The sequence below is a fragment of the Bariatricus sp. HCP28S3_A4 genome, from assembly GCF_052066395.1.
Lineage (GTDB): Bacteria > Bacillota > Clostridia > Lachnospirales > Lachnospiraceae > Allocoprococcus.
This window is the reverse complement of record NZ_JBQHSE010000020.1, coordinates 24556-44899: the sequence shown is the minus strand read 5'-3', so window position 1 is coordinate 44899 and position 20344 is coordinate 24556. Positions and strand designations below refer to the sequence as shown.

Sequence of the window (20344 nt, the reverse complement as noted above, 5' to 3'; positions counted from 1 at the left end):
TTTATTCGCCCCAATGTACCAATTCGTCTCTAAGTGCGTCCAGAAGCTCTTCTTCTTTCACCTTTCTGATGATCTCGCCTTTTTTGATCAGAAGACCTTCTCCGATCCCCCCTGCAATTCCGATATCTGCTTCTTTTGCCTCACCCGGGCCATTTACTACACAGCCCATAACCGCAACCTTGATATCCAGCGGAAATTCCGCCACCATCGTCTCTACCTGATTCGCCAGAGAGATCAGATCAATCCGGGTCCTTCCGCAGGTCGGGCAAGACACCACTTCGATCCCGCCAGTACGAAGACCGAGTGTCTTAAGGATCAGCTTCGCACTCTTGATCTCTTCCAGCGGATCTCCGGTCAGAGATACCCGGATCGTGTCCCCGATTCCCTCATGGAGAATAATTCCAAGTCCGACAGAGGATTTGATATTGCCGGACATCAGCGTTCCGGATTCGGTAATCCCCACATGCAGCGGGTACGGACATTCCTTCGCAATCAGTTCATGTGCTTTCACACACATCATGACATCAGAAGATTTGATGCTGACCACCAGATTCTCATATCCCATCCGCTCAATCATATGAACTTTGTCCAATGCGCTTTCCACGATTCCTTCCGCAGTCACGCCTCCGTATTTTTCAACCAGCTCTTTTTCCAGAGAGCCGCTGTTTACGCCCACACGAATCGGCACATTGTATTCTTTGGCCTTTTCAACTACGGCTCTTACCCGGTCCTCGCTTCCAATATTTCCCGGATTGATCCGGATCTTATCTGCACCGTTCTCGATCGCCGCGATTGCAAGTCTGTAATCAAAATGAATATCCGCAACCAGCGGGATATGGATCTGTTTCTTGATCTCTTTTAAAGCCTCTGCCGCCTCCATTGTCGGAACCGCACAGCGTATAATATCACATCCTGCCCGTTCCAGTGCCAGAATCTGGCTCACTGTGGCATCCACATCCTCCGTCTTTGTATTCGTCATAGACTGAATCGCAACCGGATTCCCGCCTCCGATCCGGCAGTTGCCGATCCGGATTACTTTTGTATCGTTTCTCGTCATCTTCCGTCTTCCTTTCTCAAATCTATATACTCAAATCTTACGTTCAAACGTTCCAGATGCCGGTTATTTTCCTTTTGTAAAGAACATCTGATCCCCATAATCCCATTCTGTCAATGTCAGTTCCCTTCCGTCCACACTGTAATGGAATTTGGTCTGCATGGAACTGACGGCAGATTCAATGTCCTCGGCCGAGGCACCGCCATCCAGCTTCTTCGCAGCCGCTTCCAGAGCGTCCTGATGGATCTGGAAGGTGATCTCTTTGTTAGATTTATCCAGTGAATACTCCATATCCACAGTCAGTGTCTGATTCTCGATCAGATTATCCCATACAAGATTTGCCTGATTCTTTCCCCTGATTTCCAGAATCATATCACTGTCCTCCTGATTCCAGGTTCCTTCCAGCGGATTGCCAAAGAATCCTTTATATAAGAAAAACACTGCCACGATGAGTATCAGTATCGTCGCTCCCCTCATGGCATAATTCCATAATCTATTTCTCTTTTCTTCGTCATTTCCTGCAATAAGCATAGAATTATCATCCTCCTGTATATGACTTTCTTTGTTATCAATTATACGGGGTTTCAACTTTCATGTCAACGGTGCCGAAAACTCAAAAAAAGGTCCAGTGGACCTTTTTATAAATTATTCCGAAATATCACGGAAAAGTTCTTTGACTGCCGGATAAATTTTGCGGAATTTCTGATATTGTACTTCATATTTTCTGACCAGTTCTCTTTCCGGTTCAATGATCTTTTTCACTTTCACCAGTTTTTTTGCGGCCGTCTCTACATCCGGATATTCGCCGCAGCCGACCGCGGCAAGAATCGCTCCTCCAAGTGCAGGACCTTCTTCGCTTTCGATCACTTCCACCGTCAGGTTCATAATATTGGCAATCATCGCTCTCCACAGCGGACTTTTGGCTCCACCACCGCAGATTCTGGTGCATTCCGGGCGGATCCCGATACTTCTCGCCACTTCGAGGGAATCTCTGAGTGCAAATGCCACGCCCTCCAGAACGGCCTGTGTCATATCCGATCTGGAAGTATCCATCGTCATTCCGATGAAGGTCGCTCTTGCAAATGGGTCGTTATGCGGAGAGCGCTCTCCCATCAGATACGGCAGATAGTACACATGATTCTCTCCCAGCTTCGTGATCTGCTCCTGCTCCGCCACATAATCTGTCGTCCCCAGGATCTCTTCGGACCACCATTTATTGCAGGACGCAGCGCTGAGCATACATCCCATCAGGTGATACTTTCCGTCCGCATGAGCAAAGGAATGCAACGCATTCTGTTTATCTACACCGAATTTTCCGCTGGAAATGAAGATCGTTCCGGAAGTTCCGAGGGAAATATTACATTTTCCATCGCCTACGGTTCCCGTTCCGACTGCTGCCGCCGCATTGTCTCCGGCTCCTGCGATCACCTTCACCTGCTCGTGCAGCCCCAGTTCCCGGGCTGCTTCTGGTGTCAGATTTCCAACCACTTCATAACTCTCATAAAGCTTCGGGAGCTGTTCTTCTGTAATACCACAGATCTTCAACATTTCCTTAGACCAGCACTTGTTCTTCACATCCATGAGAAGCATTCCGGACGCATCGGAATAATCCGTGCAGAAGCTTCCGGAAAGCCGGTAAGCGAGATAGTCCTTCGGAAGCATGATTTTCCTGATTCTGGTAAAATTCTCCGGTTCCTTTTCTTTCACCCAGAGGATCTTCGGGGCAGTGAATCCGGTAAATGCAATATTGGCCGTGTATTCCGATAACTTGTCTTTTCCGATTACCTGGTTCAGATAATCTGTCTCTTTTGTCGTTCTTCCGTCATTCCACAAAATGGCAGGGCGGATGACCTCATCGTTCTCGTCCAGAATGACGAGACCATGCATCTGACCTCCAAAGCTGATGCCTGCAACCTGCTCTTTATCGAACCCGTCCACAAGTTCCCGGATTCCTTCCGCAGATCTCTCATACCAGTCCTCAGGATGCTGCTCAGACCATCCCGGATGCGGAAATTCCAGAGGATATTCCTTCGATACAATTCTTTTTATCTTACCTTTTTCGTCCATGAGCAGCAGCTTCACCGCTGACGTTCCCAAATCTACTCCAATATACAGCATGTTTATTCCTCCATTTACCTGCGGTTCCGAACGTTTCTTACGTCCATGGATTCTCGGTCGGATATCTTACCCCCTTCGGCTGGTTATATCCGATTTCCTCGACCGGCACACCGATGTATTTGAACACTTCGAACAGTGCTTTTCCGTAATGACCGAACGCAACGGCTCCGTGATGCGGGAAATTCTTCTCGATCAGTACATGACGGTAGAAACGTCCCATCTCCGGGATCGCGAAGATGCCGATGGAACCAAAGGAACGGGTCGCTACTGGAAGTACTTCGCCCTGTGCAATGTATGCGCGAAGAATGTTGTCGGCAGTGCTCTGCAGTCTGAAAAATGTAATGTCCCCCGGCACGATGTCGCCTTCCAGCGTTCCCTGTGTCACTTCTTCCGGAAGTGCTCTTGCCATGATCATCTGGTATTTCATTTCGCAGAAAGAAAGCTTGGAAGATGCGGTGTTGCCGCAGTGGAATCCCATAAATGTATCTTTCTGTGTATAGTCATATTTTCCTTTGATATCTTCTTCATAAAGATCAGCCGGTACGGAATTGTTGATATCAAGCAGGGTAACCGCATCCTGACTGATGACCGTTCCGATAAATTCGCTGAGCGCTCCGTAAATATCCACTTCACAGGATACCGGAATTCCCTGCGCCGTCAGACGGCTGTTCACATAGCATGGAACAAATCCGAACTGCGTCTGGAAAGCAGGCCAGCATTTTCCTGCGATCGCAACGTATTTTCTGTATCCTCTGTGTGCTTCCACCCAGTCCTTCAATGTCAGTTCATACTGTGCAAGTTTCTGCAGGATTTCCGGTTTTTTATTGCCGGTGCCGAGTTCTTCTTCCATCTCTTTCACAACAGCAGGGATCCTCTCATCACCTGCATGCTTGTTATATGCTTCAAATAAATCCAGTTCGGAGTTCTCTTCAATCTCAACTCCGATATTATAAAGCTGCTTGATCGGCGCATTGCATGCCAGGAAATTGAGCGGTCTCGGTCCGAAGCTGATGATCTTCAGGTCGTTCAGGCCGATGATTGCGCGTGCGATCGGTACAAACTCATGGATCATATCCGCACATTCCCCGGCAGTTCCCACCGGATATTCCGGGATATATGCCTTGATGTTACGGAGCTTCAGGTTGTAGCTTGCATTCAGCATACCGCAGTATGCATCCCCGCGTCCCTGAATCAGATTATTTCCAGTCTCTTCTGCCGCTGCCACGAACATCTTCGGTCCGTCAAAATGTTTTGCAAGGAGCGTCTCTGCAATCTCCGGTCCAAAGTTTCCAAGATAAACGACCAGCGCATTACATCCGGCCTTTTTGATGTCTTCCAGCGCCTGTACCATGTGGATCTCACTCTCCACGATACAGACCGGACATTCGTAAATATCGTTATCCCCGTACTTTGCTTTGTATGCATTTACAAGGGCTTCTCTTCTTGTTACGGAAAGGCTCTCCGGAAAACAGTCACGGCTGACTGCAACGATTCCGATTTTCACTTCTGGCATGTTGTTCATGATTCATTCCTCCTGTTCATTTCAACTATGTTGTTCCATTTTTTATCCCCATCGTATTTCTGGCTTCTCACTGTCCAGAATTCGTATCGTCAGCTATAGTATAGCATTTTCAGTGATTTTTCAACTACCGAAAACTTGTCTATTTAACTGCAATTTTTTGTCTTTTTATATTCACTTGGCAGCATTCCGTATTTCGTTTTAAAGGCTCTTGTAAATGCCCTTGCGTCCGTAAATCCATGATGCTCTGCTATTTCTCCTATGCTGTTTTCGCTATTTTCCAGTTCTCTGTATGCGTACTCCAGCCGGATGCTCTGCAGATAGGATTTATAATTCATATGTGCATATTTCCGGAACATCCGGGACAGATACGTCGGTGAATATCCAAACACCTCCGAAAGCTTTTCCAGTGAAATCTCAGAGGTATAATTCTCCTTAATATAACTGATGATCTCTGACAGACGCCCCAGATTTCTGCGGGATCTGACGATCTCCTCACTCACCTCAAGTTTACGGTAACGGGTGACCATAAGATAGATCAGCATATAATATAAGCTCTGCACTTTCAGTTCATAGCCCGTCTTTTTTTCCTGATATGTAACGAACATATCGCGGACAAGCTGCATGACAAATGCATCCTGGCCCCGGTCACTATGTGTAAAACAGATAAACTGCTCATCCGTATAATAGGCTTCGAATGTGCCAAGCGGCATCTGCAGTACCACAGTCTGATTCGGCTCTCTGGCCACGATAGAATGAATCTCATTGGAATTCACGATCACAAATTCTCCGGCGGCAAGAACCGTCTTTTTTTCATCAATATAGAATTCCAGATTTCCGTCAAACACCGCAAAGATCTCAACCGACCGGTGCCAGTGTTTATCCCGGAAATAATTCCCGTTTTTGCCCTCAAATAAAAACATTTTAAAGGGCAGGTCCTCATTCGGCACGATCAGTTCATGTGTCACTTCCATTTCTTCACCCCACACATTCTTCCAGCAGCTTCATCGCCGCATGGTATTTATCCACCGGCACACCTGCACAATTCATCATGATCGTACATTTTGACTCCCTGTTATCAGCAGGCACCGGTGAAAGAAGCAGCCCTTTCTCCTTCGCCTTTTCCGCAATTTCCCCGGCGGGTAATTTCGTATCAAGCTCCACATAGACATGGAAACCCGAGTCGCCGATCCTGACTTTTGCCTTCCTTCCGAGAACCTGTTCCACCGTAGCTGCCAGTTGTCCTGCCTTTGCCATATGTATTTTCCGGGATTTCCGGATCTGCCCGGCAAGATGCCCGTCGCGGATAAACTGTGTCAGTGCGATCTGTTCTGCCTTGGATGCCGTCTGGTTATAACGGTCCTTTCGTGCATCATAGCTTTCCAGAAGTTCCGGCGGAAGCACCATGAAACTCATTCGAATGGACGGAAGCAGCATTTTGGAAAAGGTCCCCAGATACACCACACCTCTTCCGCCTGCCAGTCCCTGAAGGGACGGAGTCGGCCTCTGGAAATAGCGGAACTCACTGTTATAATCATCTTCTATGATCAGCAGATCCCTCTCCTCAGCTTCCCCGATCAGCGCAAGCCGTTCGGAAACCGTCATCATACCTCCCCACTTCGTCATCTGTGACGGCGAAAGATAATATACTTTGCAGCCCTCTTCCTTGTAGTTTTCTGCAAATGTAAATCCGTAATCTTCAAAGATCGCGCGTCCCTGCACAAACTCCGGATTATAAAATGCAGCCGTCTTCCGCTCCCAGATCATCGGACAGAGAATATGCAAAAGGCTCTGCACACCTGCCCCGATCACAATCTGTTCCGGCGAACAGATCACTCCCCGCACCTTGTGAAGGTAAGAACTGAGCACTTCCCGGAATTCCTGCTCTCCCTGCGGTTCGCCATAAGTCAGAAGTTTTGTATCCTGACGCAGCGCGCTCTTCATATAACGTCTCCAGAGTTCAAACCGGAAACTCTCCCGATCCACGTTCGAGGTCACGAAATCGTACTGTATTTCCTGTTTCTTCCTGCTTTTTCGCACCTCTCCGATGTCCGACGGCTTTTTCTTCTGCACCGCAATGTCTGTGACATAATACCCACTCTGCGGTTTGGAGAGAATGTATCCCTCGGCGGCAAGGAGCAGATAAGCGTTCTCCAGCGTCGTGCGGCTGATCTGAAGCTGGATCGCCCCCTTCCGGATCGACGGAAGCTTCGTATCCGGTGCCAGCTTTCCGCTCAGGATCAGTTCTTTATAATAATGATACACGCGCAGATACCGCGGAATATCCTGGTTTTCCAGTGCTGTAGACATCTCTTCCACCTCCCGTGCTTTTATCAGAAATATATATAGCTGAAACAAAGAGGACTGCACCTGCAATCCTCTTTTTATCATACCATATCCTGACCAGGCGCTCAACGCCCGATTTAATACCGTTTAATTTTCTTAGAAGGCGTTTTCTCAAACTCCCGCTCTCTGACCTTCAGTTTGTACACTCTTTTATACGCCGGTGCTTCCTGATTATAAGCATCGATCACTTTCTGAAGTTCTTCTTCCACATTTTTGATCCGTTTCTTTTTCACATAATCCAGATCCGGGAATATCTCCGCCTCGATCACGCCTTCTTTTTCACGAACCAGATTTTCCTGTACAAGGCGGGCCTCACCAATCTTGTTCTCCAGTTCTTCCGGAGACACATTCTCTCCGTTTTTCGTAATGATCAGATTCTTCTTCCGACCGGTCAGATAGACAAAGCCGTCTTCATCTACATATCCCAGATCTCCGGTTCTGAGCCAGCCGTCCACCAGCGTCTCCTTTGTTTCTTCCGGCATATGATAGTATCCCTGCATCACACTGCTGCCGCGGACCCAGAGTTCTTTGTCTACCACCTTCGCCTCACAGTTCGGCAGAAGCTTTCCAACCGAATTTTTCCGGATATCCCAGCTCACATTCGTGCTGATGACCGGTGCACACTCCGTCATACCATATCCCTGCAGAATCGTGATCCCATAGGATTCAAACAGATCGATCATATCCGGCTGGAACAGACGGATATTCTTTGCCACACGAAGCAGCGAGTCATTGATACAAATGATACTGCCCAGTGAAATACCTTTGAGAATGTCCATACTGAGGCAATACGCATGATGAATCGGCAGAACAGAAAGGATCGTTGTACGGGGCGGGATCTTCATATCCAGGCAAGTCGCATTCTCCGCCAGATTCCGGTGGGTCAGCATGACACCTTTACTTTTTCCGGTCGTACCGGAGGTAAACATAATCGTACAAAGCTGATCCGGTTCCGGTTCATACGAATATCCAGCCTCCTGCTTTTCAAGAAGCTGCCAGAACGAATATGCCTGTTCATCCTGTTCCGTTTTCTGCATGGAAATCAGGGTTTTCAACTTCGGACATCTATCTTTTACAATTGCCGCCACATCTGCGCGGATCTCATCCAGCACCAGGACAGTCACATCTGCCCGATCGATCAGCTCACACATCGAACACGGAACAAAAGTATCCGCATCCCCGTGGATCAGCAACACAGGGATCTTCGCCTTTCCGACCTCACGCGCCGCATTGCAGTCATCCAGACCATATCCCGCCCGCTTCTGATTCACAAGACTGGCGATCTGAATCATCGGAAATGCCGGAAGATGGTACATGGTATGTAGCACATGGGTAAACACATATTTCGGTGAAGTAAATCCGCAGTCAGACACCAGCGCCTTTACCTGGGCCGGAAGTTCCAGTCCCGCAGTCATCAGGACGGTCGCTCCGCCCATGGAAATACCGTGGAGCAGAATTTCCACATCTTCGCCGCAGATTTCGATCACCTTTCTGATCCAGCCCATCGCATCGTGCCGGTCCAGACACCCAAATCCGATCTGTTCCCCTTCACTCATACCATGTGCTCTCTCATCAACCAGAAGCATTGCGAAACCATTTCTCAGATAATAATCCGACAGCCCGACGAAATCGTTCATCCCCTGACTGGTATATCCGTGGAAACAGATGACAATTTTCTTCGCATCCTGATTGGGAAACCAGGTGCCATGAAGTTTCAATCCGTCGTCAGATGTCAAATACAGATCCTGATGCGGATTCGCAACAAGTTTCTCTTTCCTGTCCTGAATGATATCCATGTACTGATTCCAGTCCGTGCCTGCCATCTTCATGGTTCTCTTCATGTCTGCATTATTTCTTATCATTGTTCTTCTGTAGAAATAGGCCGTTCCTCCTGCTTCTGCCAAAGTAAGTGTTCCTGTCAGAAGCGCAGCTGCTTTCCAAAATCTCATACTGTTCTTCTCCTTATTCAAATCCCAGAGCTTCCTTCTATTTTCTGCTGTCAATCAGCTGTTTGAAACAAAGCGCCTTGTCAATATTTCCTTCTACCTTCATTTTCTGAAGCGTCACGGCCATGATCGGATCCATCTTTCCGTCTGCAATCTTCATCAAAGTCTCTCCGCTGCAGGTAAACATGGCATCTCTGTCATAATATTCATATGGTTCTACAGACAGTTTCCCCTCTTTCACTTCCACATAAAATATACCGGATCCTTCACCAATGATATTAAACTGATAAGCCAGATGTTCCTGAATATCACTCACATCCGCTTCCATAAATCTTCTTTTTAATTCCGAAAAAATATCTGCATAAGTCATTTCCATATTCTCCCTCTGGGTTGATTTTCGACCATGAGTCGATTTATTTTTCATTCATCATACTATGCTTTTCGACCACGGGTCAATTCATGAATTGTCACAAAAAATCTGTCCTTCTTCCCGATTTCTGTGTGTTTTTTCGGTTGTAACCGGGACTTTATAATGTTATACTGAATAAAATTACTGTTCGCTATCGACAAAAAATCACAATTTTCGGAGGGAAACATGCGTAATTCCACAAAATATGACAAAATATTAGATGCTCTGCAGTCCCTTCTAGAGCACAAAACACTTCAGAACATATCTGTTAGTGAAATTGCACAGACGGCCGGAATCGGAAAAGGAAGCATCTACTATTATTTTCCATCCAAAGATGCCATACTGGACGCCCTCGTAAAACGCAATTACGAATCACCGATCCAGACTGCAAAGACACTCTCGCGCCAGACCGATATTTCTTCATTCACGCGTATGGCCATGATCTTCCAAGCATGCAGGAATTCTTCCTCAGCATTTCGCTACCATCCGTCCGGCACATTGGAGACGAATGCGAAGGGAGAATCCTTTCTCCATCATAAATATATAAAACACCTGATTTCCGAACTCAAACCGGAACTGACCGAGATCATCCGGCAGGGAATCGAAAACGGTGATATTCACTTTGACCAGCCGGCAGCTCTTGCAGAGATCGCCCTCATTGTCCTCACCGTCAAGTTGGATAATACCCTGGTTCCGTCCAGTGAGGAGGAAATTGAAGATACCATCCGCGGGCTCATCTCGCTTTTGGGAAAAGGGATGGAGACGCCGCCCGGCTCTTTGAATTTTCTTACTGTTTTCTAGAGATGCAGTTTCAGAAAGGAATGTTTGAGATATGGTTAAAAAAGTGGCAGTCATCCAGGATCTGTCCGGTCTTGGTAAATGTTCTCTGACCGCAGCGATTCCGGTCATCTCGGTGATGGGCATACAGGCATGCCCGGTGCCCACCGCTGTTCTGACGAATCAGACCGGATACGAAAGCTATTATTATGATGACTTTACGGACAAAATTGATTTTTTCACAGAAGAATGGCAGAAACGGGGCCTCACACTGGACGGAATTTATACCGGTTTTCTCGGAAGTGAAGCTCAGGTTGAGAAGATCCTGCATTTCAACGAAGTATTCCGCAAAGAGAATACCTTGCTTTTTGTGGACCCCGTCATGGGAGATATGGGAAAGGTTTTTGATATGTACACACCTGCACTCCGTGAACAGATGCGCAGGCTGGCACTCCATGCTGATGTCATTACTCCGAATCTGACTGAATGCTGTCTTCTTGCCGATGCCGATTATGATGCAATTTTCTCTCATACAGGAGAACCTGATTACCTGAGACGCATCGAAATGATGGCAAAACCGCTTTTAAAATCCCGGATAAGCACTGTAATCATCACTGGGATCATTCACAAAGCAGCAGAAGATTCTGCTCCGAAATACTACAACTTGATTGTCTCCTCCGACGGCTGCCAAAGTGTCTCCTCTGAGATTCACGGCGGAAGCTACTCTGGAACCGGCGATCTCCTCGCCTCCGTCGTCTGCGCCGATATGGTGCGCGGAAACAGCGCATACTGCGGGGTATCACGGGCCGTTCGTTTTCTGGAGGAAGCACTGACCGAGACGGCTGCGGAAGGCGTTCCGCGAAATGACGGAATCAATTTCGAACCATTTCTTCCGCTTTTGCTGGATCAATAGAACTTAAAAAGATGGCAGAGTCCCATTAACTTCAGGCTCTGCCATCTTATTTAATTATATTATATTCTATTCCATTTCTGTCAGAAATTCCGCGATCAGTTCGATGCATCCTTCTACATCTTTTTCATCCGCCACTTCCGCCGGTGTATGCATGTAACGCAGCGGAATCGATACAAGGACCATCGGCACGCCCTCATTTGAGAAATGAATCTTGTCCCCGTCTGTACAGGTAAGACGGCTCGCTGCTTCTCTTTGAACTGGAATCCCCGCCTTTTGGGCACACGCTTCCATTTTCTGATTCAGTTTTTTTACGACGATCGGACTGTTGCAGAGTACCGGTCCTTTTCCAAGTTCCACCGTACCCGTTTCGGCCGGATTCATTCCACTGTAATCACTACAGTAAGTCACATCCACCACAATGGCCAAATGCGGCTTGATACGTGCGCTGGTCCAATATGCACCGCTTTTCGTCGTCTCCTCCCCGACCGTAGATGCGGCATAGACCCCCGCTTTGCACCCTTTTTCTTTCGCTCTTTTCAGCGCTTCCATAATAATGAACACTCCAAGGCGGTCATCCAGTGCACGTGCCGTGAATCTTCCATTCATCATGGCGCGGATATGGGTATCCGGCACGACCGGTGCGCCGAGCGCAACCTTCTCAAGTGCTTCTTCTCTGGAATTTGCACCAATATCGATCAGAAAATCCGTCGCTTTCAGCTCACTGTTTTTGAAGAGCTCTCTTCTGCCCTCCACAACTCCGTATACATCTTGGTCCGGCATATGCACCTTGATCTGCTGCCCCGGATAGGTTCCGGCGATGATTCCTCCGCGGTCGACCACCTGAAGCCGTCCATTCTCTGTGATATTGGAAACCATCACGCCGATTTCGTCCGCATGGGCAGAAAGCATGATCCGTCTCTCACTTTCCGGATTCAGAATACAGATCAGATTCCCCATTTCATCCTCACGGATCTCGTCTGCCGTATGTTCCATATATGTTTTCACAACCTCCTGCACCGGTTCCTCATAGCCGGATACAGAAACCTGGTTCAGTATCTCATTTAAAAATTGCTCATTCATTTTCCTTTGCTCCTAAATGTTTTTTACACTATCCCTGATATATAATTTCGTCGGTGCAATAACTTTCAAACAAATATCCCTTCCGTTGATCCGTTCCTCCAGCATATGAACCGCATATTCCCCCATGAATTCCATATATAAACGGACTGTCGTAAGCGGCGGTACCATATATTTTGCCGTTGGCAGATCATTAAACCCTATAATACTGATATCATCCGGAATCGACATTCCCAATTCATAAGCTGCCCGATAACTGCCCGCTGCCATGGAATCATTTGCCACGAAAAGAGCCGTAGGAAGATTTCCCTCCTCATGCATTTCCTTGAATAGACTGTGTCCATATCTTGCATGATAACGTCCCATTTTTACACACTCCGGATGATACATTCCCTTTTCCGTCAAATACTGTCTGAAGGTTTCTGTCCGTTCATCCGGAACCAGTTCTCCTTCTTCATTCGTTTCTACCCCTCCTATGAACCCGATCTTACTGTGCCCGTTCTCAATCAAATAATCCAGCACAGACTTCACAGCCTGCTTATAATCGATAACAATCGCATCAAACCGATCCAAATCAGGACATGTATCAATAAACACAGCTGGTTTTCCCCAAGAACCAATATGTTCTACCATTTTTTTGCTAAAAGTTCCTACACATATGACACCGTCAATTCCCGCCAGAGAATCCTGTGTATCCGAAATATTCACCACTTGCTTACGGTACCCTTCCTCCTCAAGCCGTTTTTCAATTGCCAGCCGAATACAAAGATAATATGGATCTTCAAGTTCCTCTTTCGGTGAATAAGAATAAAATACACCAACTTTAAGCTTCTTTTTTCTCTTTTTTACCCGGACTTCATACTCAAGTTCCTCAGCAATTTCAAAAATCCGCTGTTTTGTCTCTTCTTGAGCATTCAATGTCTCATCATGATTCAATACTCTGGATACTGTTGCTATTGATACTCCGGCTTTAGCCGCAATGTCTTTAATTGTTGCCATATATGTTCCACCTTTTTTATTTTATTCTGCTGTTTCAGTTTTTCCGGACAACTGAACCTCAGATACCAGGACTGCTGAGAGAATCAGAACTGACCCGATAATCATGCGCACAGTCACTTGTTCATGCAGCAAAATGACAGAAAAAACTGTACCAAACACCGCCTCCATCGACAATATAATCGCTGATTTTGTCTCATCCACATATTTCTGCGATACAGTCTGCAGCAAATATGTGATGGTTGTGCTCACCACCCCCAGATACAGCACAGCGAGCAAACTTTTCTCAGAAGGTCTAAATACAAAATCTCTCGAAATTACAAGTCCTGCAGCCGACAAGACGAAAGCGGTCGTCATTTGAAGAAAATTCAGTACGGTCGGACGAATTCTTCCCACATATTCCCCCGTCAGGAATATCTGAAGCGCAAAACACACCGCACACAGTAAAGTCAGTGTATCTCCCAGTCCCAAAGAGAAATCACTTTGAAGTGACAGTATACCTGCGCCTATGATTGCCATCACAGCACCGATCAGGCTTCGTAATTCGATCTTCTTCCGATAGATTACAAGTGCAATAAACGGAACAATCACTACATTTGTTGCCGTCAGAAATGCATTTTTAGAAGGAGTCGTATATTGAAGTCCTATGATTTGAAGAGCAAATCCGCCAAACAGGGCCGCTCCCAGCCTGAAACCGCATTTTACTTCATCCTTTGTAATGGTCGGTATCTGTTTTCTTCCCAAAAATGTCATAATCACAGCCGCGATCAGAAAACGAACTGTCATGATCTGAAAGGGTGTCAGAGTTTCCAAAGCCATATCACTGGCCACAAACCCTCCGCCCCATATGATAGTCACAGTGAGGAGCCCGATTATTCCTAAATATTTCTTCATGAACCAATTCTCCATTCTTAATAGTATATCATAGTTTACATAAAAAAGGGACATTTTACTGCCCCTTTTTAATCACGTTTTTACCAGTATCTTTATCTTGTTTTACTCTCTTATCTACTGGAATTTTGTTTCCAATTCTTTCTGAAGATCTTTCATTGTTTTTTCAACATCTTCTCCATTCAGTAGAATCTTGGAAACAGCTACACCGATTGCATCAGAAGCTTCCTGGGCATTTGGAGAAATCGGGGTGTCAGCAACCTTCTGTCCATTTTCAATAAAGATCTCATAAACATTACCTTCTCCGAAGAAAGCATCACCTTTCTGGAACACTTCTTCTTCGTAGCTTGGAATATATGAAGGATACAAACCGTATTTTTCAAATCCACTTGCCTGGAGTGTAGTATCAGTCATAGCAAATTTCACGAAATCTTTCGCTTCTTCCGGGTAATCTGTCTTTGCGTTAATTGCAAGATCAGAACCTCCGTTGCTGCAGCTGTATTCTCCACCTTCAATCTTCGGGATATCCATAACAGACCATTTACCTTCTGTCTGCGGTCCTTTGTCTTTAATGGTACCGATCATCCACACTGCTTCCGGAATACATGCAACTGATTCATTTACAACCGTCTGCTCATACTCATCCCATCCGTTATAGTTGAGAGCCACACCGGAATCATAAATCTTATCCGCCATCTTCATTGCAGAAATTGAACGTTCGTCATCGACGATCGGATTACCATCTTCATCAAAAACACCAATACCGAATTCACCACGGATCAGAGAATAAAGGCTGCTCTTTTTCGGATCAACCGGAATCATTTTAACCGGGTCACCTGATGGAGTCTTGCACGCAGCTTCGATCTTCTTTCCTGCTTCGATCAGATCATCCCATGTCTGGATGTCTTCTGGGTTCACGCCTGCCTGTTCAAAATAATCTGTACGATAGAACATACCCACCGGGCCTGCATCCCACGGGAATGCGTGCACTTTATCTTTATATGTTACTTCAGCAAGTTTTGAAGCAAGGAATTCATCTGTATTCACTGCATCAGATACATCCAGAAATCCTTCCGGGAATTTATCGGCATATCCAACCAGCACATCCCCTTCAATTGCGATAATGTCTGCAATACCATTACCTGTTGCAAGAGATGTCGATAATTTCTTGTAAATCTGATCTGTTCCCATTTCCTCAAATTCAAATTTTACATCCGGATGATCCTTCTGGTAAACTTCTGCTGCTTCCTGGAGCTGCATCAATGCAACATCCCATGCCCATACTGTTAACACTTTCTCTCCATCTTCTGCTTTCTTCTTTGAACCGCCACATCCGGTAAGCACTGCTGATGCTGTCATCGCAAGTGCAAGTGCCATTGCCATAACTCGTTTCATTCTTCTCTTCATAATCTTTTTCTCCTCCTTACTATTCTTTTACTGCTCCACCCATAACTCCCGCAACAAACTGCTTCTGGAATACCAGGAAAATAATCAGGATCGGCAGGGTAGCTACAGCTGTAGCAAGCATGATAACCGCATAGTTCTTATTTGTCGGATTTCCATCCAGCATGGCCAATGCAATCGGAAGTGTGTATTTTTCTTCACTTCCCAAAATAATGAGTGGCCACATAAAGTTGTTCCACATACTTGTGAACATATAAATCACCAGAGCTCCCAAAGCCGGTTTAATATTCGGCAAAACGATGCGGAAGAATATTCCGATTTCACCGACTCCGTCGATCCGCCCTGCTTCCATAAGTGCTGTTGGGAAATTCAGCATATTCTGACGCATCAGGAAAATACCGAAAGCATTTGCCAGAAGCGGAAGTATAACTGCCCAATGGCTATCCGTCATATTGATCTTAATCATCATCTCGAATAACGGTACATACATAACCAGCGAAGGAATCATCATAGATCCCATTACGAATCCAAAAATAATACCTTTTCCTTTAAAATCAAATTTTGCCAGTGCATAACCTGCCATTGAGAAAAGGAGCAGCGCCAGAACCGTATACACAACTGATACAAAAAGTGTATTCCAGATACTGGTCAAAAGATCGATCTTCCCGCTCAGAATCGCAAAGTTTTCTGCAAGCTCAGTTCCCGGTGTCAGTTTAGGCGGTACAGACAGAATCTGATTGTTTGTGTTTGTTCCCGATACAAACATGAAATAAAACGGGAACAGGGAAAGGAATGCACCAATTGCCAAAACGATATATCCGATTGCTCTACCTACCGATTTCATTAGCCTTCCTCCTTTGTAGCTTTAAACTGGAATACTGACAGCAATCCGATGATGATCGTCATCACATAACCAATCGCTGACGCATATCCGAATTTTAAGTATCGGAAACCATTGTTGTACAAATACATTCCCATCGTGATCGTTGCATTATTCGGGCCGCCCTCTGTCAGAATAAAAGGTTCATCAAACAACTGCAATGTACCGATCGTAGATGTAATCGTGCAAAATAAAATAATCTGTTTGATCATCGGAATTGTAATATAGAACAATTTATCCCAAAACGTCGCTCCGTCAATATCCGCCGCTTCCATTAATTCGTTCGGAATAGACTGAATACCTGCAAGAAGAATAATCATATTGTATCCCAGCCATCTCCATGTAATGGAAATGATGATTGCAAATCTTGCCGGCCATTCTCCATAAAACCAGTCAATTCCCTTTCCGCCAAACAGTTCAATCACATAGTTGATCAGACCATGATCTCCGTTCAGAAGCACTTTGAATACCAACGCATAGGCAACCAACGCTGTAACGGACGGAAGAAAAATCGTTGTTCTGAAAAATGCTTTTCCCCGAATAAACTTCTGTTCAATTGCCACCGCAATCAACAGTGCCCCACCGATCATAACCGGAACCTGAACGATAAGGAAAATCACAGTGTTAAATAAACTCTTATAAAATGTTTCATCTTTAAAGAGTGCTATGTAATTTTTTACCCCTACAAAAACGTAGGATCCCGATACCAACTCGAAAAAACTAAGATATAATGATCGAAGGATTGGATATACCATGAAAATGGCAAATATCACCACGATCGGTGCAATCATTATATATGGTACGGTTTTTCGGTTAACCAACGGTTTTTTATTCATGGATCATCACCTTAACTTTCTTGCTCTCTTCAATAATCGATTCATTATCAACACCTACAAAGATCAGTTTCATAGAGTAATCATTCAACCTTGTCTTATTTGCATACGTCTGTTCTTCACCACATGCATTGCTTCCCACTCCGGAATGCTTTGCGTCAATATGAACGATCACGGCATCACAACGTTTGATTTCTCCTACATGTTTTGCTTCCTCCAGCGCATCAATCGTATAGTCATGGACGTCCATTCCCACCTCATTTTTCGCACATACCAGAAGACTCTTTTTGTCATCTCCCACTGCAAACCACTTCACATTTTCACGATGTCCGTTTTCCTGCGGCATTGCGTATTCCACATGCATATCATCCACATTTTTGTGATATACCCCCATGAAAGAGGCTGACTTCATATCACTGTAATTCTCATCCGGTCCTAGACCGTACCATGTAACTTGTCTCATTTCACAAGGTATTTTCATTTCAACGCCGATGCGAGGAATGAATTCCGGTACGAAAGGACTGTATTTAAATCCTTTCATCTTCAGAGCAAGTTCCATTTTTCCATCTGGATAGATCCGGTAACGGTAATGTCCTTTAAAGCCAAAAGCCATACTAAGCGGCGAAAAATGTGTATGTATCTTTACTTCCACATATGATCCGCAATTACAAATTTCAAACTCTTCCATCTGCTCTTGTTGTTTGTTCAGGAAATACTTTTTATACCAGTCTTCAACTTTATACATGTCATTGTCAATTGTTGCACGTCGGAGATTCATAGACGGTCCTTCCATGATCCAGGTTCTTCCATCCATCTTATAGGTAAGAAGACGGCCATTTACCTTATCAAACACAACATTCACATGTCTTCCTGTAACCTCAGCCCGAACCTGCGTCTCTTCTATCAGGAGCCTTTCTTCAGTACATGCATCAATGATTCTTTCTCCGCTTTGATATACCGGAAGATGGAACTGGGCTTTCGCCACTTCATCCCCTTCTTCTCCATAAAGCGTTTCCTGATTATAGACAAATGAAAGATTCAGATAATAATCTGTTTCGGGATAAACCTTTTCCAGTTTCCACGGAATTTCAAACTCATCCGCTTCCTGAGCTGCCACTTTCAGGCTTTCAATAACTCCTGTCTGAAGTATTTCGTCATCATATACAATCTCGTACTTCATAGACAAATGCTCCAACGATCTAAAATAATACAGATTCGATATCCGGATTCTCCCTTTTTCAAGATCAACTGCTTCTGCCTTGACCGGTGCGATCACCTGCTTGTAGTGAATCAATCCAGTAGAAGGTACTCTGTCCGGTCTTAGCAGACCATCCATACAGAAATTTGAATTATTCGGCTCATCTCCAAAATCACCACCATAATAATAAGTTGTATTTCCTTCCGAGTCCTTTTGTTCAATTCCGTGATCATACCATTCCCAGATAAAACCGCCCTGCAGTCTCTTGTATTTGTGGAACAATTCCTGATACTCCTCCAGATTTCCCGGCCCATTGCCCATCGCATGACCATACTCGCACAAAATATGCGGTTTACCGTGACAATCATTATTCTCACCGATTCTCTTCATACCATCCAACCTGGTATACATTGTAGAGTACACATCTGTGATATCCGCATCATAATCGCTCTCATAATGGATCAGACGAGAACTGTCCAGCGCACGGATCGCTTCTGCAGAAGCATTGAAATTCGAACCAACTGATGATTCATTTCCCAGCGACCACATAATGATACATGGATGATTCCGATGCTCCTTCACCATTCGAGTGCTGCGGTCACAGTATGCCTCTTTCCAACTCGGCGTATCGTTCAGCCACTGGTATTTCTGAATCCATTCAAATCCATGTGTTTCGAGATCTGCTTCATCGATCACGTAGAACCCATAACGGTCACAAAGCTCATAGAAATAAGGCATTTTCGGATAATGGGAGCATCGAATCGCATTGATGTTATACTGCTTCATCATCCGTAAATCCTGCTCCACAACTGCCGGTTCTACCGTCGCGCCCCCTATTGGACTAAAATCATGCAGATTGACTCCATTCAGAAGAATCGGCTGACCGTTTACCGTGAAATTTTCACCCTTCACTTCTACACGCCGGAAACCTGTCATTAAAGTTACCTCATCGACCGTTTCCCCCTGTCTCATCAGTGTTAATGATAAGGTATAGAGCTCCGGCAATTCTGCACTCCATGGTTTTACCTCTCCGATAAAATCATTTTCCATGGCAATGCCATTCTCAACTGCGATCTCTCCTGAAGCCACTTGATTTCCTTCTGCATCCCAAAGCCCCCATGAAGCCTTATCGGCAGACGCAGACGCTTGAATCTTCTGACGCAGAATTCCGACATGATATGAGTCATCCAACGTCGCTTCCACCTGATAATCCAGCACCGAACACTCCGGCTCATTTCTCAGGGACACGCTGCGGAATATTCCGCTGTACCACCACATATCCTGACATTCCAAGTAAGTTCCGTCAGACCACTGGTATACTCGCACCGTGATCTGATTTTCCCCCGGATGAATCAGGTCTGTGATGTCAAACTCAGACGCAAGACGGCTGACCTTGCTGTATCCGGCATGCTTGCCATTGATCCAGACATCAAATGCACTGCTGACGCCTTCAAAACGAAGAATGTCTCTGCCCTCATGCCATGTTTCCGGAATAAAAACCGTTTTCCGGTAAATTCCTGTCGGATTTTCCGAGGGAACAAACGGCGGATTTATCGGGAACAAATACCACACATCTGTATAATGCAGATATCCGTATCCCTTTAACTGCCAGCAGGATGGAACTTCTATATTATCCCATGCCGCATCCGGAAACCCGAACTCAAAGAAGCCTTCGGGAGAGTATTCCGGTGCTTTCAAATACAGGAATTTCCAGTCTCCGTCCAGAGAGATTCGCGGGGAAATCTGTTCACTTCTATGAAAATCAGTATGGCTTTCCCGCCTTCCGATTTGCAGAAGTTCTTCATCTTCCCAACGTTTCTTTTTCCTTGACACTTCACTTTCCTCCTATCTTAATGATGGTTTAAGATTATCATTTTACTAGTTAAATGTCAATATTTTACTAGTATACTTTTTACTTCAATTGTGCAAAACGTGAATTTGCACTACTAATATAAATGATTTTTGTACATTTATTACATGTTT

General features: G+C 45.4%; 16 protein-coding genes and 2 pseudogenes. 2 read left to right on the top strand and 16 right to left on the bottom strand.

Annotation, left to right across the window (positions count from 1 at the left end):
* Nucleotide 1 precedes the first annotated feature (1 nt).
* The 9 genes and pseudogenes from ispG to ACTNBF_RS10800 all read right to left on the bottom strand — a co-directional run bounded on the left by ispG (nt 2) and on the right by ACTNBF_RS10800 (nt 9353).
* Entirely contained in the window at nt 2–1057 is a 1056-nt protein-coding gene (gene ispG, locus ACTNBF_RS10840; protein ID WP_441028880.1) for a flavodoxin-dependent (E)-4-hydroxy-3-methylbut-2-enyl-diphosphate synthase, read from the bottom strand.
* A 63-nt stretch (nt 1058–1120) separates the two neighbouring features.
* Nucleotides 1121–1585 carry a hypothetical protein gene (locus ACTNBF_RS10835; RefSeq protein WP_427819696.1) on the bottom strand — a complete coding sequence of 155 codons (465 nt, stop codon included), beginning with the start codon at nt 1583–1585 and terminating at the stop codon, nt 1121–1123.
* A gap of 114 nt (nt 1586–1699) precedes the next feature.
* A complete protein-coding gene (gene xylB / locus ACTNBF_RS10830) occupies nt 1700–3172 on the bottom strand; it encodes a xylulokinase (protein ID WP_441089260.1) in 1473 nt (490 codons plus the stop codon).
* A gap of 37 nt (nt 3173–3209) precedes the next feature.
* Nucleotides 3210–4694 (bottom strand): L-fucose/L-arabinose isomerase family protein, encoded by a 1485-nt coding sequence (locus ACTNBF_RS10825; RefSeq protein ID WP_441089259.1) that lies wholly within the window; start codon nt 4692–4694, stop codon nt 3210–3212.
* 143 nt (nt 4695–4837) lie between these two features.
* Complete coding sequence (locus ACTNBF_RS10820; RefSeq protein WP_441026271.1) at nt 4838–5665, bottom strand: AraC family transcriptional regulator; 828 nt, start codon at nt 5663–5665, stop codon at nt 4838–4840.
* Nucleotides 5666–5669: 4 nt separating this feature from the next.
* A complete protein-coding gene (gene pdxR, locus ACTNBF_RS10815; protein WP_441016054.1) occupies nt 5670–7001 on the bottom strand; it encodes a MocR-like pyridoxine biosynthesis transcription factor PdxR in 1332 nt (443 codons plus the stop codon).
* Nucleotides 7002–7114: 113 nt separating this feature from the next.
* Nucleotides 7115–8191 (bottom strand): annotated as a pseudogene (locus ACTNBF_RS10810) (AMP-binding protein); the annotation flags it as partial.
* A gap of 192 nt (nt 8192–8383) precedes the next feature.
* Nucleotides 8384–8833, bottom strand: a pseudogene (locus ACTNBF_RS10805) (alpha/beta hydrolase); the annotation flags it as partial.
* Nucleotides 8834–9023: 190 nt separating this feature from the next.
* On the bottom strand, nt 9024–9353 hold the full coding sequence (locus ACTNBF_RS10800) for an SCP2 sterol-binding domain-containing protein (protein WP_441026247.1): 330 nt from the start codon (nt 9351–9353) through the stop codon (nt 9024–9026).
* A 225-nt stretch (nt 9354–9578) separates the two neighbouring features.
* Between ACTNBF_RS10800 and ACTNBF_RS10795 the strand changes: the two genes are divergently transcribed.
* A complete protein-coding gene (locus ACTNBF_RS10795) occupies nt 9579–10193 on the top strand; it encodes a TetR/AcrR family transcriptional regulator (protein WP_441089258.1) in 615 nt (204 codons plus the stop codon).
* Nucleotides 10194–10224: 31 nt separating this feature from the next.
* Nucleotides 10225–11082 (top strand): pyridoxamine kinase, encoded by an 858-nt coding sequence (locus tag ACTNBF_RS10790; protein ID WP_441089257.1) that lies wholly within the window; start codon nt 10225–10227, stop codon nt 11080–11082.
* 66 nt (nt 11083–11148) lie between these two features.
* Here ACTNBF_RS10790 and ACTNBF_RS10785 read toward each other — a convergent pair whose 3' ends face one another.
* From ACTNBF_RS10785 to ACTNBF_RS10755, 7 genes are all read right to left on the bottom strand, one after another.
* Entirely contained in the window at nt 11149–12162 is a 1014-nt protein-coding gene (locus ACTNBF_RS10785; RefSeq protein ID WP_441089256.1) for a M20/M25/M40 family metallo-hydrolase, read from the bottom strand.
* A 12-nt stretch (nt 12163–12174) separates the two neighbouring features.
* Nucleotides 12175–13158 (bottom strand): LacI family DNA-binding transcriptional regulator, encoded by a 984-nt coding sequence (locus ACTNBF_RS10780; RefSeq protein ID WP_441016068.1) that lies wholly within the window; start codon nt 13156–13158, stop codon nt 12175–12177.
* Nucleotides 13159–13179: 21 nt separating this feature from the next.
* Entirely contained in the window at nt 13180–14049 is an 870-nt protein-coding gene (locus tag ACTNBF_RS10775) for a DMT family transporter (protein ID WP_441016071.1), read from the bottom strand.
* Nucleotides 14050–14163: 114 nt separating this feature from the next.
* On the bottom strand, nt 14164–15453 hold the full coding sequence (locus ACTNBF_RS10770) for an ABC transporter substrate-binding protein (protein WP_441089255.1): 1290 nt from the start codon (nt 15451–15453) through the stop codon (nt 14164–14166).
* A 19-nt stretch (nt 15454–15472) separates the two neighbouring features.
* Nucleotides 15473–16294 (bottom strand): carbohydrate ABC transporter permease, encoded by an 822-nt coding sequence (locus ACTNBF_RS10765; RefSeq protein WP_441016077.1) that lies wholly within the window; start codon nt 16292–16294, stop codon nt 15473–15475.
* Nucleotides 16294–17166: a carbohydrate ABC transporter permease gene (locus ACTNBF_RS10760; RefSeq protein WP_441089254.1), complete on the bottom strand. Its 873-nt coding sequence runs from the start codon at nt 17164–17166 to the stop codon at nt 16294–16296. The genes ACTNBF_RS10765 and ACTNBF_RS10760 overlap by 1 nt, the downstream gene beginning before the upstream one ends.
* A complete protein-coding gene (locus ACTNBF_RS10755; protein WP_441089253.1) occupies nt 17159–20194 on the bottom strand; it encodes a glycoside hydrolase family 2 TIM barrel-domain containing protein in 3036 nt (1011 codons plus the stop codon). The genes ACTNBF_RS10760 and ACTNBF_RS10755 overlap by 8 nt, the downstream gene beginning before the upstream one ends.
* Between the last annotated feature and the right edge of the window lie 150 nt (nt 20195–20344).

Excerpts from the sequence above, each read along its gene's own strand:
- ACTNBF_RS10775 (WP_441016071.1), bottom strand. The coding sequence starts at position 14,049 with ATGAAGAAATATTTAGGAATAATCGGGCTCCTCACTGTGACTATCATA.
- ACTNBF_RS10825 (WP_441089259.1), bottom strand. The coding sequence starts at position 4,694 with ATGAACAACATGCCAGAAGTGAAAATCGGAATCGTTGCAGTCAGCCGT.
- ACTNBF_RS10765 (WP_441016077.1), bottom strand. The coding sequence starts at position 16,294 with ATGAAATCGGTAGGTAGAGCAATCGGATATATCGTTTTGGCAATTGGT.
- ACTNBF_RS10800 (WP_441026247.1), bottom strand. The coding sequence starts at position 9,353 with ATGACTTATGCAGATATTTTTTCGGAATTAAAAAGAAGATTTATGGAA.
- xylB (WP_441089260.1), bottom strand. The coding sequence starts at position 3,172 with ATGCTGTATATTGGAGTAGATTTGGGAACGTCAGCGGTGAAGCTGCTG.
- ACTNBF_RS10780 (WP_441016068.1), bottom strand. The coding sequence starts at position 13,158 with ATGGCAACAATTAAAGACATTGCGGCTAAAGCCGGAGTATCAATAGCA.
- ACTNBF_RS10785 (WP_441089256.1), bottom strand. The coding sequence starts at position 12,162 with ATGAATGAGCAATTTTTAAATGAGATACTGAACCAGGTTTCTGTATCC.
- ACTNBF_RS10760 (WP_441089254.1), bottom strand. The coding sequence starts at position 17,166 with ATGAATAAAAAACCGTTGGTTAACCGAAAAACCGTACCATATATAATG.
- pdxR (WP_441016054.1), bottom strand. The coding sequence starts at position 7,001 with ATGTCTACAGCACTGGAAAACCAGGATATTCCGCGGTATCTGCGCGTG.
- ACTNBF_RS10770 (WP_441089255.1), bottom strand. The coding sequence starts at position 15,453 with ATGAAGAGAAGAATGAAACGAGTTATGGCAATGGCACTTGCACTTGCG.
- ispG (WP_441028880.1), bottom strand. The coding sequence starts at position 1,057 with ATGACGAGAAACGATACAAAAGTAATCCGGATCGGCAACTGCCGGATC.
- ACTNBF_RS10790 (WP_441089257.1), top strand. The coding sequence starts at position 10,225 with ATGGTTAAAAAAGTGGCAGTCATCCAGGATCTGTCCGGTCTTGGTAAA.
- ACTNBF_RS10795 (WP_441089258.1), top strand. The coding sequence starts at position 9,579 with ATGCGTAATTCCACAAAATATGACAAAATATTAGATGCTCTGCAGTCC.
- ACTNBF_RS10820 (WP_441026271.1), bottom strand. The coding sequence starts at position 5,665 with ATGGAAGTGACACATGAACTGATCGTGCCGAATGAGGACCTGCCCTTT.
- ACTNBF_RS10835 (WP_427819696.1), bottom strand. The coding sequence starts at position 1,585 with ATGCTTATTGCAGGAAATGACGAAGAAAAGAGAAATAGATTATGGAAT.